The organism is Actinacidiphila yeochonensis CN732 (genome assembly GCF_000745345.1).
Lineage (GTDB): Bacteria > Actinomycetota > Actinomycetes > Streptomycetales > Streptomycetaceae > Actinacidiphila > Actinacidiphila yeochonensis.
The window spans coordinates 987916-1004975 of record NZ_JQNR01000004.1 but is presented as its reverse complement, the minus strand read 5'-3'; the positions used below and the strand labels follow the sequence as shown (position 1 = coordinate 1004975).

Below are 17060 nucleotides of genomic sequence, written 5' to 3'. Positions count from 1 at the left end.
AGACCCCCAACCGCAACCACGGGCCCCATGCCCGCACGACCTGACCCGATGATATCGGTCGGCCGTTCCGGGCGGGCAGGAGGCGCGCGGAACGCCCGGGGGAGCCCGGCTGCGGACCCGAGGACAGCCGGTCAGCGGCTGAGCCCCTCCGGCCGGACCCGGTCGGCACCGGCCCCGTCCGCGTGGTCCTCAAGGGGGGTGCGCAGCGGGAAGTGGCAGGCCGCGGTGTGGCCGGGGCCGAAGGCGCGCGGCAGCGGCTCCTCGCGGGCGCAGCGCTCCTGGGCGAGCGGGCAGCGGGTACGGAACCGGCACCCGCTCGGCGGCGCCGCCGGATCGGGGAGTTCCCCGCCGGGGGCCTGCCCGCGCTTGGCCCGCTCGGCGGCCGGGTCCGGGACGGGCACGGCGGCCAGCAGCCCGGCGGTGTACGGGTGCGCGGGCCGCACGCAGACGTCCTCCGCCGTGCCGGACTCGACCAGCCGGCCCAGGTACATCACGCCGATCCGGTCGGCCAGGTGCCGCACCACGGCCAGGTCGTGCGAGATGACCACGTACGACAGCCCGTGCGCGGCCTGCAGGCGCTTCATCAGGTTGAGCACCTGGGCCCGGACCGACACGTCCAGGGCGGAGACGGGCTCGTCGGCGACGATCACCTTGGGGGTGAGCGCCAGCGCCCGGGCCAGGCCGACGCGTTGGCGCTGGCCGCCGGAGAACTCGTGCGGGAAGAGGTCGAGGCCGCGCTTCGGCAGGCCCACCTCGGCCATGAGGTCGGCCACCCGGGCGTGCTGCTCGCGGGCGGTGCCGATGCCCTGGATGGCCAGCGGCTCGCGCAGGATCGCGCTGACCCGCATGCGCGGGTCGAGCGAGGAGAAGGGGTCCTGGAAGACCATCTGGAGGTCGCGGCGGCGCCGGCGCAGCTCGCGTCCGCGCAGGGAGCCGAGGTCGGTGCCGTCCAGGGCGACGGTGCCCGCGTCGGGCCGGTCCAGGCCGACCAGCAGCCGGCCGAGGGTGGTCTTGCCGCAGCCGGACTCGCCCACCAGGCCGAAGGTCTCGCCCGGCGCGAGCGTGAACGAGACGTCGGAGACCGCGTGCACGGCCCGTCGGGGCCGGCCGGGCAGCCGGGCGCCGCGCAGCGGGTACACGCGGACCAGACCGCGCGCTTCGAGCAGCGGCGGCACCCCTCCCCCGGCGCCCGGACCGCCGCCGACCGGGTCCGGGTGCTCCGGTTCCGGGTCTTCCCGCCCAGGACTCTCCACGTACGGGTGCTCCGGGTCCCCTGCTGCTCGCGGACGGGCCCTGACGCGAGGGCCGGGCGGGGACGGCGCAGGCGGCGGGACGTCCAGCGGCCCCGCGGCGTCCGGCGGTAGCGGGCTCTCCGTCGGCACCGGGCCCACCAGCGGCACCGGGCCGTCGACCGGGTGCCAGCAGGCGTGCAGGTGCCCGCCGGTGCCGGTGAGGACGGGCTCCTGCTCCCGGCAGCGCGCGGTGGCGTACGGGCAGCGGTCGGCGAAGCGGCACCCAGCGGGCGGGTCGACGAGGTCGGGGGCAGGCCGGGGATCGCGGGCAGTTCGCGGGCGGGGTCCTGGTCCAGCCGCGGCACCGAGGCGAGCAGCCGCTGGGTGTAGGGGTGGCGCATGCGGTCGAAGAGCCGGTCGGTGTCGGCGCTCTCCGCGATGCGGCCGGCGTACATGACGTGCACCCGGTCGGTGTTGCCGGCGGTGACGCCCATGTCGTGGGTGATGAGGATCATCGCCATGCCCAGGCGGGCGCGGACGTCGGCGAGGAGGGCGAGGATCTGCGCCTGGATGGTGACGTCCAGGGCCGTGGTCGGCTCGTCGGCGATGAGCACCCGGGGCTCGTTGGCCAGCGCCATGGCGATCAGCGCGCGCTGCCGCTGCCCGCCGGAGAGCTGGTGCGGGTAGTCGTCCAGGCGGCGCCGGGGCTGCGGCAGCCCGACCAGCCCGAGGACCTCGACGGCCCGCTCCCGCGCCTCGGCCCGGCCGCAGCCCTGGTGCAGCAGCACCGGCTCGGCGACCTGGTGGCCGATGGTCTTGGTGGGGTCCAGGGAGGTCATCGGGTCCTGGAAGACCATCGCGATGTCGTTGCCGCGCACCCGCCGCATCTCGCGGGCCGGCAGCCCGACGAGCTCCCGGCCGTCCAGGAGGACGGAGGAGCCCGCGGCGACGGCGCCGCCCGGCGGCAGCAGGCCCATGAGCGACAGGCCGGTCATGGACTTGCCGCAGCCGGACTCGCCCACCAGGCCCAGGGTCTCGCCGGCCTCCAGGGTGAACGACACGTCCTCGACCGCCCGCACGGTGCCGCGGCTGGTCGTGATGCGGGTGGTGAGGTGGCGGACGTCGAGCAGGGGTGGCATGCCGGTTCCTCGGGTTCGGCGCACGAAGGCGGCGGGGCGCTGGGCGCTGCCCGCCGGGGACGGCGGGCAGCGGGTGCGGGGGCGCGGGGCGGGAGGGGTGGGGTGCGGCTGAGACGGGACGGGCGGACCGTTCAGGGCCGTTCACGGCCCGGAGACGGCCCGGAGACGGCCCGGACCGTTCAGGGCCCGGCCGGCTCACGGTCCGTTCAGGTCCGGTCGGAGCGGACGTCCAGGGCGTCGTGGAGTGCGTCGCCGAGCAGGTTGAACGCCACCACGGTGATGATCAGGATCACCGCGGGCGGGTACACCAGCCACCAGTAGCCGTCGTAGAGGAAGTCCAGGCCGCCGGTGAGCATGGTGCCCCAGTCCGCGTGCGGCGGCGGCAGTCCCAGGCCGAGGAAGCTGAGGGTGGACAGCATGAGGATCGAGTCCGCGACGGTGAAGGTGGCGCTGACGATGACGACCCCGGCGGCGTTCGGCACGAGGTGGCGCAGCACCACCCGCGCTCCGGACCCGCCCATCATCCGCGAGGCCTGCACGAACTCCCGGGTGCGCAGGGTGAGTACCTCACCGCGGACGAGGCGGGCGGGCGACAGCCAGGACAGCAGTGAGAGCAGCAGGATGATCCCGCCCAGCGAGGGCGTGAACATGCTGACCATGATCAGCAGCAGTACCAGGCCGGGGACGGCGAGGAAGGTGTCGACGGCCCGCATCATGAGCGAGTCGACGATGCCGCCGAGGTATCCGGCGAACGCGCCGTAGAGGGTGCCGATGACGGTGGTGGCCACGGCCACCGCGAAGCCGAGTTCCAGCGAGGACCGTCCGCCGGCCATCAGCCGGCCCAGCACGTCGTAGCCTCCCGCGTCGGTGCCCAGCGGATGGCCGCCGCCGGGCGGGAGTTCGGCGAGGTCGAGGTGGACCGTCACCTGGTCGGTCCGGTAGAGGAGCGGGCCGAGGAAGCAGAAGAGGACGACGAGGAGGATCAGGGAGAGCCCGGCCTGGGCCCGGCGGTTGCGCAGCAGGGTGGCAACCGTCAGCCGGCCGGCGCCCAGGGTGGCGGTCGGCCCTGCTTCGGCGTCCCGGCCGGTCGCGGGCGGTCCGGCCGGGACGGGGCTGTGGTCACCGGCCGGGACGGGGCCGTGGTCAGTCGCGGTCATAGCGGATCCGGGGGTCGAGGAGGCCGTAGGCGATGTCCGCGAGGAGGCTGCCGACGACGGTCGCGACGCCGACGACCAGCGTGGAGGCGAGCAGCACCGGGTAGTCCTTGCTCGTCGCGGCCTGGTAGAACAGCAGCCCCATTCCCGGGTAGTTGAAGACCGACTCGGCGATGACCGCGCCGGTGACGATGCCGGGGGCGGCGAGCCCGAGGATGGTCACCACGGGCAGCAGCGAGTTGCGCAGCACGTGCCGCCGCAGCACCAGGTGCTCCGGCAGCCCCTTGGCGCGGGCCACCAGTACGTAGTCCTGGCCGAGGGTGCTGATCGCCGAGGAGCGCACGTACCGGCTGAACCCGGCCAGGCTGACCAGGGTCAGGGTGACCACCGGCAGCACCAGCCCGCGCGGGTCGGTGATGATGCCGCCGACGGTGGCCGCCTGCGGCGCCTGCGAGGGCAGCAGGTGGAGCTGCACGGAGAAGAGCGCCACCAGGAGCAGGCCGAAGAAGAAGTCCGGCATCGAGTAGAGCGTGAACGCCACGACGGTCAGGGCGTGGTCGGCGGGGCGGTCGCGGCGCACCGCCTGGTAGACGCCCATCGGCAGGGCGACGGCCAGCGCGAGCAGGACGGACAGGCCCAGCAGCAGCACGTCCTTCGGCAGCCGCTGCGCGATCAGCGTGGAGACCGGCTGGTGCAGCGAGTAGGAGGTGCCGAAGTTCCCCTGGAACGCCTGCTTGACGAAGGTCGCGAACTGCGCCGCCAGCGGCCGGTCGAGGCCGTTGGCGGCGTTGAAGACCGCGATCCGCTCGGCGGTGGCCCTGGTGCCGAGGGTGGCGCGGGCGGCGCTGCCGGGTTCGAGGTGGATCAGCGCGAAGGTCAGCACCATCACGCCGATCACCACGACCACGGCCTGCCCGGTGCGGCGCAGCAGGTAGGCCGTCACCGTGCACCTCCGGCAACCGCCGTGCGTCCTGGGCCCGTTGCCGGGCCCGTCGAGCGTCCGGTCATGAGGTGTAGTACCAGTCCTCGAAGTTGTTGCCGCCGGAGAACGGGTTGAGCGGGACGACGCCTTGGAGCTTGGTCCGGTAGACCAGGATGCCGCTGCGCAATGGCAGCCACAGCCAGGGGAGTTGTTGGGCGGCGTAGTCCTCGTACTCGTTGAACGCCGAGCTGGAGGTGCTGTACTGGGTCTCCTTGATCAGCTTGTCCATCGTCGGGTCGGAGTAGCCGCCCGCGTTGTTGCTGCCGCCGGTGTCGAAGAGGCCGGAGCCGTTGGGGTAGAGCGGGTAGGGCACGTAGCCGTAGCTCGCCAGCTGCCAGCCGCAGCCCGACTTCGGGTGGGAGGCGGCGGTGCAGGTGCCCATGGTGCCGATCAGGGTGTTGAACGGCTCCGACTTGAGGTTCAGGGTGATGCCGGCCTGCGCCTCGGAGGACTTGATCGCGGCGAACTGCTGGTCGGTGGTGGTCCGGCCGGAGGAGTAGAGGAGCTGGAAGGTCAGGGCCTGGCCGGCCTTGATGCCCGCGCCGCACTGGTTCGCCCCGGTCCCGGGGTTCTGGCAGGTGGTCGTGCCGCGCGCCGCCACCTTCCAGCCGTGCGCGGTGAGCAGCGCCGTCGCCTTCTGCGGCGAGTACGGGTAGGGGCCGCCGGACTTCTCCAGCGGGGTGGCCCAGCTCTCCTGGGCCTTCACCGGGACGGGTCCGTTGCCCGGATCGGCGTAGCCGTCGTAGACCTTGGAGACGATCTGCGTCCGGTCGATGAGGTACTCCAGCGCCTGCCGGATGTACAACGGGCGCAGCAGCGGGCCGACGTCGGCGTTGTAGAAGTTGGGCACGATCTCGGCCACGCCGGGGATCGGCTCGCTGGCGATCGAGTAGCCGCTCGACTTGAGGGCCTGGGCCTGCTTGATGTCGTTGAGCGGGAGCCCGGCCACGTCGAGGGTGCTGCCCGAGCGCAGCGCGTTGATCTCGGGGGTGTCCGTGGTGAACGGGCTGACGACCAGCTTGTCGATGGCCGGCTTGGCCCCGGAGTAGCCGGGGTTGGGGACGTAGGAGTAGTAGCCGTTGGAGCGGAACTCGCTGAGCTTCCACGGGCCGTCGACGACCTGCCACAGCGGGTTCGTGGCGAACGAGCCGGTCTTCGCGCCCTCCTTCTGGAGGTAGCTGTAGACGGCCTTCGCCCCGGCGGCGGTGGTGTCGTAGTCGCCGACCGCGCCGGTGGCGGACTCCTTGTCCCAGGCGTGCTGCGGCAGCAGCGGGATCGTGCTGAGCACGTCGTCGGTGTAGAAGTCGGGGTTGTAGGCGCGGTCGAGGTCGAGCACCACGGTGTGCGCGTCGGGCGTGGCCACCTTGGTCACGTCCTCGGGGAAGAGCCCCTGGAGGTGGGCCTGCCAGTTCTTGTAGTTCGTCTTCAGCAGGTTGTAGACGAAGGTGAAGTCCCGGCTGGTGATCGGCTTGCCGTCCGACCAGTTCCAGTCCTTGAGCCGGATGGTCAGCCGCTTTCCGCCGTTCGAGTAGTCCAGCGAGCTGAAGAGGCTGCGGTCCTTGTTGACCTCGGACGAGCCGCCGTCCCCGGCATAGACCAGGAAGGGCCACATGCCCTGCGTCAGGTTGACGTTGTAGCCGTTCTGGTTGGTCGCCGGGACCAACGGGAAGACGAAGTCGGGCTGCGCCGAGACCTCGGCGACGGTGACCGTCCCGCCCTTCTTCACCGGGCCGTGGGACGCGGTGGCACTCCGGCCGTCGCTGATCGCCGTGTGCGATCCGCCGCCGCCCGTGCACGCCGCGGCGGTCATCGCCAGCAGCGCGGCCACGACCGCACCTCTCATCCGTCCGACCACGCGCTTGCGTGCCATCGCCCTCCCTTTCGCGACACCACCGGCACCGGGTCCGGCCGCCGGCCACCAATGACGAGGGCACGACAGACCATGAGCCACAGGGATCTACCCTGCCCCCGTCCGTTTCACGCCTGCGCCGTCCGCGCGCCCGCCGCGCGCCGTGCGCACGGCGCTGCCGGTCGCCCGTCGCCGGTGCGATCAACTCCAGCCTGCCCGGCAAATGTTGCGGGAGTGATGCGGGAGTGTGGAGGGTGGCCTGTTGTCGTCGGAGTGCGTCCGGCCGCCCCCGCGTAGGGTCGTGTCGTACGGCCGGGTACGGCCGGACCGCGCCGCCCAGGACCGACGGCCGCCGCTGCGGCCGGTGAAGGAGCCCCACGATGACCGCGCCCGCCACCGAGCCCGCCGACCTCACCGCCATGGACTGGTACAACGAGCCGCCGGGCTGGACCGTCGAGGGGACCTCCCTGCACGTGGTCACCGGCGACCGGACGGACTTCTGGCAGCACACGTTCTACGGCTTCGCCCGCGACGACGGCCACTTCCTCTCCGCCGAGGTCAGCGGCGACTTCACCGCGTCCGTGACCGTCGAGGGCGACTTCGAGGAGCTCTACGACCAGCTCGGGCTCATGGTCCGAGCCGACGAGCACACCTGGATGAAGACCGGCATCGAGCACACCGACGGCGACCCGCACCTCAGCGCCGTGGTCACCAACGGCCGTTCGGACTGGTCCGTGCTCCGGCTGGCCGGCCACAGCGGACCGCTGGACCTGCGGGTGACCCGCCACGCCGAGGCGGTGCGCGTCCAGTTCCGCGACGCCGGCGGAACCTGGCAGCTGCTGCGGCTGGCGTACCTCGATCTGCCGCGGACCTGCCGGGTGGGCGTCATGGCGTGCTCCCCGCAGCGCGCCGGCTTCCACGCCCGCTTCCACGACCTGCGTGTCGGCGAGCCCATCCCGCGCGACCTGCACGGCTGAGCCCGTCCCCGCGGCTGACGCACCGACAGGCGCCCCTACCGGAAGGCGGTTGGGGCGAGTTGACGCGGCTTCGCGGCCCGGGGTCCTTCGGGATCCGGACCGTTCACTTCTGCTTGCGGCTGGGCGCCGCTATGCCACGCTATGCGCACCCGTCCAAGGCAGAAGGGACCAGCATGAGTCAGTCTGCGCAACGAGTGGGTGTCGTCTCGGAGTCGCGGCCAGGCGAAACACGGGTGGCGGCCACGCCCGCGACCGTCGCCCAACTCCGCAAGCTCGGCTACGAGATCATGGTGGAGTCCGGTGCGGGCCTGGGGTCGAGCCTGTCGGACGAGGCGTACACGGCGGCCGGGGCGGCCGTTGCGGACCGGGTCGCGGCCTGGGGGGCCGACGTGGTCCTCGCCGTCAACCCGCCCGCCCCGGAGGAGATCGCACTGCTGCGGGAGGGCGCCGTGCTGGTGGCCCTGCTCGCCCCGGCGACCAGCCCGGAGCTGCTGGCGGCCCTGGCCGGGCAGGGCGTCACCGCGCTGGCCATGGACGCGGTGCCGCGGATCTCCCGGGCCCAGTCGCTGGACGTGCTCAGCTCCATGGCGAACATCGCCGGCTACCGGGCGGTGGTGGAGGCCGCCCACCGGTTCGGCCGGTTCTTCACCGGACAGGTCACCGCCGCCGGGAAGGTGCCGCCGGCCAGGGTGCTGGTGGCCGGCGCCGGGGTGGCCGGGCTGGCCGCGATCGGCGCGGCGGGCAGCCTGGGCGCGGTCGTCCTGGCCACCGACCCGCGTCCCGAAGTAGCCGACCAGGTGCGGTCGTTGGGCGGCGAGTACCTCTCGGTGGAGTCGGCCGAGGTGGAGGTGAGCGCCACCGGCTACGCCAAGGAGATGTCGGACGACTACACCACCCGCGCGGCGGCCCTCTACGCCCGGCAGGCGCCGGAGGTGGACATCGTCATCACCACCGCGCTGATCCCGGGGCGCCCCGCGCCGCGGCTCATCACCGAGGAGATGGTGGCCTCGATGCGCCCCGGCAGCGTCATCGTGGACATGGCCGCCGCCCAGGGCGGCAACGTGGCCGGCACGGTCGCCGACGAGGTCGTCGTCACCGCCAACCAGGTCTCGATCATCGGCTACACCGACCTGGCCGGCCGGCTGCCCGGCCAGGCGTCCCAGCTGTACGGCACCAACCTGGTGAACCTCCTCAAGCTGCTCACCCCCGGCAAGGACGGCCGGGCGGTGCTGGACCTCGACGACGTGGTGCAGCGGTCGGTCACGGTGGCCCGGGAGGGCGAGGTGACGTGGCCGCCGCCCCCGGTCCAGGTGTCGGCGGCGTCCCCCGGAGGCCCGGCCGCGGCCGCGAGCCCGGCCGCCCCGGCGCCCGCGCCCAGGGCGGCCGGGCAGCCCATGGCGACCCGGCGCCGCTACGAACTGGCGGGCCTCACCTCGGCGTTGCTCTTCGTGCTGGCCGGTTTCGCGCCGAGCCAGCTGATCGGCAACCTCACCGTCTTCGTGCTGGCCGTGGTGATCGGCTACTACGTCATCGGACACGTCCACCACGCCCTGCACACGCCGCTGATGTCGGTGACCAACGCCATCTCGGGCATCATCGTGGTCGGCGCGCTGCTCCAGATCGGCCACGCCCACACGGCCGTGACGGTGCTCTCCTTCGTCGCGATCCTGCTGGCGTCGGTGAACATCTTCGGCGGCTTCGCGGTGACCCGGCGCATGCTCAGCATGTTCTCGAAGGACTGATGCCGCCGTGACCGCCTCCTCCGCCGCGCAGGCGGCGTACATCGTCGCCGCGCTCCTGTTCGTCCTGAGCCTGGCCGGACTGTCCCGGCACGAGACCTCCCGCTCGGGCGTGGTGTTCGGCATGGCCGGCATGGCCATCGCCCTGGCCGCGACCATCGGCCTGGCCACCCGCAGCATCGCCGCGACCGGAGTGGCCCTGCTGGTGGCCGCGATGGTCGTCGGCGCCGGCATCGGCCTGTGGCGGGCCCGGCGGGTCGAGATGACCGGCATGCCCGAGCTGATCGCCGTCCTGCACAGCTTCGTCGGCCTGGCCGCGGTGCTCGTCGGCTGGAACGGCTACCTGGACGTCGAGGCCCGCGGCGCCGGGCAGACCGAGATCGCCCACGCCCTGCTGCGCATCCACCACGCCGAGGTCTTCATCGGGATCTTCATCGGCGCGGTGACGTTCACCGGCTCGATCGTCGCCTTCCTGAAGCTCTCGGCCCGCATCCGCTCCAGCCCGCTGATGCTGCCGGGCCGCAACCACCTCAACCTGGGCGGGCTGGCCGCGTTCGCCGCCCTGACCGTCGCCTTCGTCGTCTCGCCGGACGAGGGGCTGCTGATCGCGGTGACCGTGGTCGCGCTGGCGCTCGGACTGCACCTGGTGGCGTCGATCGGCGGCGGCGACATGCCGGTCGTCGTCTCCATGCTCAACAGCTACTCGGGATGGGCGGCCGCGGCCTCCGGCTTCCTGCTCGACAACAACCTGCTGATCGTCACGGGCGCGCTGGTCGGCTCCTCCGGCGCCTACCTGTCGTACATCATGTGCGCGGCGATGAACCGGTCGTTCCTCTCGGTGATCGCCGGCGGCTTCGGCCTGGAGGCGGCCCCCGCGGACGACCGGGAGTACGGCGAGCACCGCGAGACGACCGCCCAGGAGACGGCCGACCTGCTGCGCGCCGCCTCCTCGGTGGTGATCACACCCGGCTACGGCATGGCGGTGGCCCAGGCGCAGTACCCGGTGGCCGAGCTGACGCGGCGGCTGCGTGAGCGCGGGGTGGCGGTGCGCTTCGGCATCCATCCGGTCGCGGGCCGGCTGCCCGGCCACATGAACGTCCTGCTGGCCGAGGCGAAGGTGCCCTACGACATCGTGCTGGAGATGGACGAGATCAACGACGACCTCGCCGCGACCTCGGTGGTGCTGGTGATCGGCGCCAACGACACGGTCAACCCGGCCGCGCAGGAGGACCCGGCCAGCCCGATCGCGGGCATGCCGGTGCTGCGGGTCTGGGAGGCGGAGAACGTCGTCGTCTTCAAACGCTCGATGAGCACCGGGTACGCGGGCGTGCAGAACCCGCTGTTCTTCCGGGAGAACAGCCAGATGCTCTTCGGCGACGCGAAGCAGCGGGTGGAGGACATCCTCCAGGCGCTGTGAGCGGTGCGGGGGGACGGCAGCCGGGGCGGGGCGGGCCGCCCGGGCGTTGACAGGAGGATCGCCTAGGCTCGCCCCGAGCCCCCGGGACCGCTCCCCGGACAGCCCCGTGACCACCCCGTGCCGCCGAAGGAGCCGCCGCCATGACCGGACAGGACCCCGCCCCCGTGAACGTCTTCGGGCAGGACCCCGCGCGCGCGACCGTCTTCGGGTCGGCCGCCGAGGAGTACGGGCGGCTGCGGCCGGGGCCCTGCCCGGAGGCGGTGGACTGGATGGCGGGCGGGCACCACCGGGTGCTGGACCTGGCGGCCGGCGCGGGGACGCTGACGATGATGCTGGTGGAGCGCGGCCACGAGGTGGTCGCGGTCGACCCGGACGAGCGGATGCGGGCGGTGCTGGCCGCGCGCAACCCCGGGGTGCGGGTGCTGGAGGGCACCGCCGAGCGGGTACCGCTGCCCGACGCGTCGGTGGACGCCGTGGTCGTCTCCTCGGCCTGGCACTGGTTCGACCCGGACCGGGCCCGCGCCGAGACGGCACGGGTGCTGCGGCCGGGCGGACGGCTGGCCGTGGTCTGGAACAGCACCGACAACGAGGTGGAGTGGGTCGCCGACTGGCGGAACGCGCTGCGGGACGCGGCACGCGGGCAGTTCGGCGGCCCGGCGCGCGACGCGGCGGGCGCCGGCGACGCGGCGAGTCCGTCCGACGGCGCCGGCTCCGGCAGCAACCACTGGCGCCGCGGTGAACTGCTGAGGCCCCAACTGGACTTCGAGGGCTCGCCGTTCGGGGACTTCACGGCCGAGGTGTTCCACTGCGTCCGGGCCACCACCCCCGCCGACGCGGCCGCCCTGCTGGGCACCTACAGCCGTCTCCTGGTGCTGCCGGAGGAGGAGCGGCGCCGTTTCACCGCCCTCGCCGAGGTGGCCTTGCGGGAGCGGCTGGGCCTGCCCGCGCGGGACCCCGAGGGCGCCGAACCCCCGGTGGTCGAGATGCCGTTCCGCACCCTGGCCTTCGCCGCGACCCGGCGCTGAGCTACTGATCCGCTCGGCTACCGAGCCGCTGAGCGCACGGAAGCGGCCCCCGGCCGGCGTTGCCGCCGGCCAGGGGCCTCCGATTCCGCTGCGGTCCCGCGGGCCCCTCGGGGTCGGTGCTGCCCGGTCCCTGTCCAGTCCCTGCCCGGTTCAGGCCAGTTCCTGTTCAGACCCGTCCAGCTCCGCCCGCGTCAGCCCGCCGTGCTCCGGTCCGCGTCAGTCGTCGTCCGAGGACGGGATGTACGCGCCCGGGACGTCGTCGGGAGCGTAGATCCTGGCCTCACCCGGGTAGGGCTTGGTCCAGTTGCTGGTCTCGTACCAGGTGAGGTGGTTCATCTGCGCCGGGTTGGCGTAGTCCGGCACCGCGGTGGCACCGGTCAGCCTCTGGTGCGACTTCCAGGTGTTCCACTTCGCCGCGACCGTCTTCTCGGCCGCGGGCACCGGCTTGGTGGCCGGGACGGCCGCCGCGGTCGGGTCCTGCGCGGCCGGGGTGTCCACACCGCAGGAGGGCGCGGTGGCCAGGCCGTCGGTCAGCGAGGTGCGGTTGGGCACCGCGGTGAACGGCGTGTAGTTCGGCTTGTTGCTGAACGCGGTCGTCATCGGGGTGGCCGCGCTGTCCTCCTGGTTCATCGGGTGGATGCCCAGGATCTGCTCGATGGTGCGGACCATCGTGATCTGCGAGTAGTAGCGGTCGTCCACCGTCCCGTGCTGCGCGTACGGGCTGATGATCTGGATCGGCGCGCGGTGGCCGTCGACGTGGTCGAGGCCGGCCTGGGAGTCGTCCTCGACGACGAAGATCGCCGAGTCCTTCCAGTACTTGCTGTGCGAGATCGTGTCGACCATCTTGCCGACCGCGAGGTCGTTGTCGGCGACCTGGGCGGCCGGGCTGGCCGGACCGCCGGTGTGGTCGCTGGACAGCCAGAACATGTTCAGGTTGGCCGGACCGTTCTTCTCGAACTCCTGCTTCCAGATCTCGTACCGGTACTGGTCCGGGACGCTGGTGTCGAACTTCGGGAAGGCGGAGTCCGAGACGTTGTTCAGCGACGGGATCGGCGAGGACGAGTCCAGCGTGTAGGCGCTCTTCGCCCCGGTGGTGTCCATCGTCTTCGCGTCGCAGTACAGGTTCTGCCAGCTCGCGTCCGCCGGCTTGTCCAGGAACTGCTGGAACTCGCCGTAGTCGCGGACCGTCTTGCCGGCCGTCTCGGCGCCGCTCCAGAGGGTGCCGCTCGCCTGGTGGCCGAGGGCGTCGTCCTCGGTGTCGTAGCTGCGCAGGTACTCGCCGGCGGAGGACTCGGTGTACTCCGGGTCGTCGGCCTGCATGAGCCAGTTGTGGCCCTCGGCGGAGTTCGTGCCGACGTCGTACGTGTTGTCGTACAGCCCGAACTGCTCGGCCAGCGCGTGCTGGTTCGGCGTCACGTTCTCGCCGAACTGGGCGAGGGACGGGTCGCCGTTGCCCTGCGGGATGTCACCGAAGAGCTGGTCGTAGGTGCGGTTCTCCTTGACGATCAGGAAGACGTGCTTGATCGTCGACGGGTCGCCGATCTTCGCCGGCACGGCCACGGGCTTGGCGTTGCTCTTGCCCTTGGCCACGGTGACGTCGTTGTCGCTCCAGCCGTTCTGCTTGAAGACCTTGGCGGTCTCCGAGCGGATCACCTGGTCGTTCGGCAGCGCGAAGTGCGTGAGGCTGGACGTCGTGTCGTGGGTGCCGTGGCCGGCCGCCGTGGTGGGGCGGAGGGAGTCGATGCCACGGGTGTTGGAGACCACGACCTGGTTGCCGACCGTCGCGATGTCCGCCGGGAAGTAGTCCGTCGGGAGCAGGCCCACGTAGGAGACCGGCTGCTGCGCGGAGGTGTAGCGGTAGACGGCGACGGCGTTGGCGCGGCCGAGCGTCACCAGCAGGTGGCCGTCGTTGGTGAGGGTGATCGCGTCGGGCTCGTAGCCGACGGACGCCTCGGGCCACGGCTGCGTGGAGATGGTCTGGACGACCTTCCCGCGGCCGGCGTCGATGACCGACACGGTGTTCGTGGAGGTGTTGGCCACGAAGACGGTGTTCTTCTTCGCGTACAGCGCGGTCGGGTGCAGGCCGACGCTGATGCTCGCCGGGGCGGCCGTCGGCTTGGCCAGGTCGATGACGCTGACGGTGCCCGTCGTGGTGGCGCCGGTCAGCGAGCTGGCCGGGACCTGGGTGTTGTACGAGTTGAGGGTGGTGTCGCCGGTCTTCGCCGTGCGGCCGCCCTCGTTGCTCACGTACAGCTTGCCGCCGACCTGGACGATGTCGCGCGGGGCGTTGCCCACGTTCCAGCTCTGCTCGATGGCGCCGGTGGCCGCGTTGATGGCGACGACCCGGTTCTGGCCGTTGACCGCGGAGTACACGGTGGAGCCGTCGGCCGAGAAGACCGCGGCGCCGACCAGCGCGTGCTTGGCGCCGTCGGCCGGGATGGAGACGGTGGTCGGGTTGGCCAGGGTGCCGTCGGCGTTCACCGTGAACCTGGTGTAGCCGTCGGTCTGGCCCAGCCAGAGCTGGCTGCCGTCGGGCGAGTACGTGGGGCCTTCCTGGCCCACGTCGTTGCCCTTGATCTTCAGGTTCGCGGCGGAGGAGTTGCCGACGAGCTGCTGGACCTTCCAGGTCTTCAGGTCGACGATGTCCAGCGCGGCATCGCCGTCGGTCACCGCGGCGGCGAGGTGGGTGCCGTCCGGGCTGACCGCGGACGACATGAGCTTGCCGTCGTTGATGACGGTGCGGGCACCGAACGGGTTGAGGTACTGGTCGCTGGAGATGACCTGGCCCTGAGCGGTGGTCTGGCCGACCTGCTGGGTCCCGAACTGGTGCGTCTGGGCGAAAGCGGTGCCGGTCGCGGCCAGGCCGACGGCGGTGACACCCGCCGTGACCAGGGTCACGCGGCGCCCGGGACGCCTACCGAGAAAGACGAAAGGCTCCTTCTCGACACGCCTGCGGCGGCGTGTTACCTGCATGGAGTCATCCCTTCGGGGAGGTGTGGAGCAGCTCGACGTTGCCGTCGAACTGCCAGAGAGGGTTCGGTGCGTCTCCGGTGGAGGTCCGCACCAGGAAGTAGCCGTTCACTTCCTTCGGCCCGTCGCCGTCGGCGACGTACCGCCCGTCTGAGGTGACGTCGAGTTGGTAGATGGCCGTACCCGCGGCCTCGACGCCGGGGAGGTGCCAGGTCACGACGCAGCGCCAGTCGTTGCCCGGCCCCTCCTGCGCGACCTTGTCCTCCCCCTTGGTGCAGGCCGTGGTGGCCCGCAGCTGCGCTTCCGTGACGTCGGGGCGGTTGAGCTCCCTCGTCTGGATGCGGTAGAGGTGCGCGAACGCGGTGGACACCGACCGCTGGATCTTGGCCTGGGAGATGCCGGAGCCGCTCGACGGCGTCGCCAGGGCGATCACCCCGAACGTGGCCGCGAGCAGCGCCGCCAGCGGTACCACTCCGACCGTGATCCCGCGCCGCCCGGCGGTGTCGTGCGTGGGGTTGGTGAAGTCGCGCCGCAGGAAGAGCAGATACGCGAGGAGGGTGGCGACCACCGCCCACACCAGGGCCACCACGACGCCGATCAGCAGCGGGCGGAGCTGGCCCGGGGCGGTGAACAGCCCGTTCCAGGAGATGAAGGCGTAGCCGGGCAGGGCGACGCGCAGCGCCACCGGCAGCGGCAGCATCTGGGCGAGCTGCATGGCGAGCGCGACCAGCGCCGGCAGCAGCAGGCCCATCGGCGACCGCCCGAGCGCGACGGAGCCGAGCAGCCCGATCCCGGCCAGGGCCAGCGTCGGGGCGAGGGCGCAGGCCCACGCGAGCAGCACCCGCCCGGCCGCGTCCGAGGAGGACAGCAGGTGGCCGTCGAGTCCGACCAGCGGGTGGTCGCCGACCGCGAGGAGCCCGCCGGCCACGCTGGAGAGGGTCAGCCCGGCCACCATCAGCAGGATGACGGTGAGGCTGGCCAGCGCCTTGGCGGCGAAGATCCGGCGCGGCGAGCGGACCGCCACCAGCAGGTGGCGCCAGGTGCCGAGCCGGTCCTCGGCGGCGAACACGTCGCCGGCCACCAGCGAGGTCAGCAGCGGCAGCGCCCAGGTGCCGGCGAAGCCGAGGATCACCAGCGACCCGGCCCAGCCGGTGGCGTGCATCCAGCGGCCGAACAGGGTGTCGGAGGGCAGCGTGCTCTGCTCGCTCACCGCGGCGACGAAGAGCGCCGGCGCGAGCCAGCACGCCAGGACCACCAGCCGGATCCGCCACTGCGAGACCAGCTTGACCAGCTCGAAGCGGTAGGTGCGGGCCACGGAGACGCGGTGGACGGCGGCGGAGTCGCCGGCCGGGGCGTCGGTGACGGGCGGGGTCTCCGTCGCGGTCATCGGTCGGTCTCCTGCGGTTCGGTGAGGGCGAGGAACGCCGCTTCCAACGGCGATACGACGGGGGCGAGTTCACGCACCGCGACGTCGGCGCGGACCAGCGCCGCCACCAGCGCGTCGACGGCGGGCACCTGCGCCCGCACCACCAGCGGCTCGGAGCCGCGCCACACTCCGGCGCTCTCGACGACGCGTACTCCGTCCGTGGCGTCGGCCAGCCGGCGGGCGGCCCGCGGGTCGGAGGTGAGCAGCCGGTAGTCGAGATCGCGGTTCTCCGCGGCGAGCTTGCCCAGCGGGCCGGAGAAGACCACCCGTCCGGTGGCGATGATGGTGACCTCGGAGCACAGCGCCTCAAGGTCGTCCATGCGGTGGCTCGACAGCACGACGCTCGTACCGTCCGCCGCCAGCCGGTTGAGGACACCGTGGACGTGCCTGCTCCCGGCCGGGTCGAGGCCGTTGACCGGTTCGTCGAGCACGAGCAGCCGGGGCCGGGTGAGCAGGGCGGCGGCGAGCCCGAGGCGCTGGCGCATACCGAGCGAGAATCCGCGGGCCTTGTCGTCGGCGACGTCGGTGAGCCCGACCTGGTGGAGTACGTCGTCGATCCCCGCCGTCCGCGCGTCGGCGCCGCGCAGCGCGGCGAGCGCGGCCAGGTTCTGCCGGGCGGTGAGCGAGGGGTAGAGGCCGGGGCCGTCGACGAATCCGGCGACACCCTCGGGGGCCGCGAGCGCCCGCCCCACCGGCGTCCCCAGGACCTCCAGCCGCCCGCCGTCGGCGACCGCCAGGCCCAGCAGCAGGCCGAGCAGGGTCGTCTTGCCGGCGCCGTTCGGTCCGACCAGCCCGTGGATCTGTCCCCGGGCCACGTCGAGATCGATGCCGTCGAGGGCGACGACCTCGTCGAAGCATTTGGTGATCCCACGAGCCCGGACTGCGAGTGTGTCCATATTCCCTTCCTTCGAAACCCTCAGGGAACCTAGGGACAGCACACAGCCCTGGCATGGACACGGGATTGAATACCGGTGGAACGGGAGATGACGAGCCCGCAATCACCGCGGCGAACGGCCGCATCCCGGCCGCGGATGAGGGGACATGACGGTCCTTCGGCCGACACGGCGCGACAAGGGCCGTGAAGGGCGGGATTTCCGAGCTTCCGGGACATCCGCCGTCCGGCGCCACCATCCACCCGGCCCCGCCCGCC

The 17060-nt window shown here is 72.5% G+C and carries 11 protein-coding genes and 1 pseudogene; 4 read left to right on the top strand and 8 right to left on the bottom strand.

Annotated elements, in window-relative coordinates:
• Window positions 1-131: 131 nt before the first annotated feature.
• From BS72_RS38095 to BS72_RS10820, 5 genes and pseudogenes are all read right to left on the bottom strand, one after another.
• Window positions 132-1253 (bottom strand): ABC transporter ATP-binding protein, encoded by a 1122-nt coding sequence (locus tag BS72_RS38095; protein ID WP_232792365.1) that lies wholly within the window; start codon window positions 1251-1253, stop codon window positions 132-134.
• 279 nt (window positions 1254-1532) lie between these two features.
• Window positions 1533-2371: pseudogene (locus BS72_RS38090) on the bottom strand (ABC transporter ATP-binding protein); the annotation flags it as partial.
• 206 nt (window positions 2372-2577) lie between these two features.
• Window positions 2578-3528 carry an ABC transporter permease gene (locus BS72_RS10830; RefSeq protein ID WP_078901221.1) on the bottom strand — a complete coding sequence of 317 codons (951 nt, stop codon included), beginning with the start codon at window positions 3526-3528 and terminating at the stop codon, window positions 2578-2580.
• Entirely contained in the window at window positions 3515-4468 is a 954-nt protein-coding gene (locus tag BS72_RS10825) for an ABC transporter permease (protein ID WP_037908965.1), read from the bottom strand. The genes BS72_RS10830 and BS72_RS10825 overlap by 14 nt, the downstream gene beginning before the upstream one ends.
• A 61-nt stretch (window positions 4469-4529) precedes the next feature.
• On the bottom strand, window positions 4530-6377 hold the full coding sequence (locus BS72_RS10820) for a peptide ABC transporter substrate-binding protein (RefSeq protein WP_037908963.1): 1848 nt from the start codon (window positions 6375-6377) through the stop codon (window positions 4530-4532).
• A 359-nt stretch (window positions 6378-6736) separates the two neighbouring features.
• On the opposite strand from BS72_RS10820, the gene BS72_RS10815 reads away from it, so the two are divergent.
• The 4 genes from BS72_RS10815 (at window position 6737) to BS72_RS10800 (ending at window position 11514) form a co-directional block, all read left to right on the top strand.
• On the top strand, window positions 6737-7333 hold the full coding sequence (locus BS72_RS10815; protein WP_037908961.1) for a DUF1349 domain-containing protein: 597 nt from the start codon (window positions 6737-6739) through the stop codon (window positions 7331-7333).
• Between the two features lie 173 nt (window positions 7334-7506).
• Window positions 7507-9075 (top strand): Re/Si-specific NAD(P)(+) transhydrogenase subunit alpha, encoded by a 1569-nt coding sequence (locus tag BS72_RS10810; RefSeq protein ID WP_037908959.1) that lies wholly within the window; start codon window positions 7507-7509, stop codon window positions 9073-9075.
• A gap of 7 nt (window positions 9076-9082) precedes the next feature.
• On the top strand, window positions 9083-10489 hold the full coding sequence (pntB, locus tag BS72_RS10805) for a Re/Si-specific NAD(P)(+) transhydrogenase subunit beta (RefSeq protein WP_037908957.1): 1407 nt from the start codon (window positions 9083-9085) through the stop codon (window positions 10487-10489).
• Window positions 10490-10629: 140 nt separating this feature from the next.
• A complete protein-coding gene (locus tag BS72_RS10800; RefSeq protein WP_051950927.1) occupies window positions 10630-11514 on the top strand; it encodes a class I SAM-dependent methyltransferase in 885 nt (294 codons plus the stop codon).
• Between the two features lie 216 nt (window positions 11515-11730).
• Here BS72_RS10800 and BS72_RS10795 read toward each other — a convergent pair whose 3' ends face one another.
• From BS72_RS10795 to BS72_RS10785, 3 genes are read right to left on the bottom strand one after another with little or no spacing between them, the layout of a single operon-like run.
• On the bottom strand, window positions 11731-14487 hold the full coding sequence (locus BS72_RS10795) for a bifunctional YncE family protein/alkaline phosphatase family protein (RefSeq protein WP_037908955.1): 2757 nt from the start codon (window positions 14485-14487) through the stop codon (window positions 11731-11733).
• Between the two features lie 4 nt (window positions 14488-14491).
• Complete coding sequence (locus tag BS72_RS10790) at window positions 14492-15871, bottom strand: ABC transporter permease (RefSeq protein ID WP_037908953.1); 1380 nt, start codon at window positions 15869-15871, stop codon at window positions 14492-14494.
• On the bottom strand, window positions 15868-16806 hold the full coding sequence (locus BS72_RS10785) for an ABC transporter ATP-binding protein (RefSeq protein ID WP_037908950.1): 939 nt from the start codon (window positions 16804-16806) through the stop codon (window positions 15868-15870). The genes BS72_RS10790 and BS72_RS10785 overlap by 4 nt, the downstream gene beginning before the upstream one ends.
• Window positions 16807-17060: the final 254 nt, after the last annotated feature.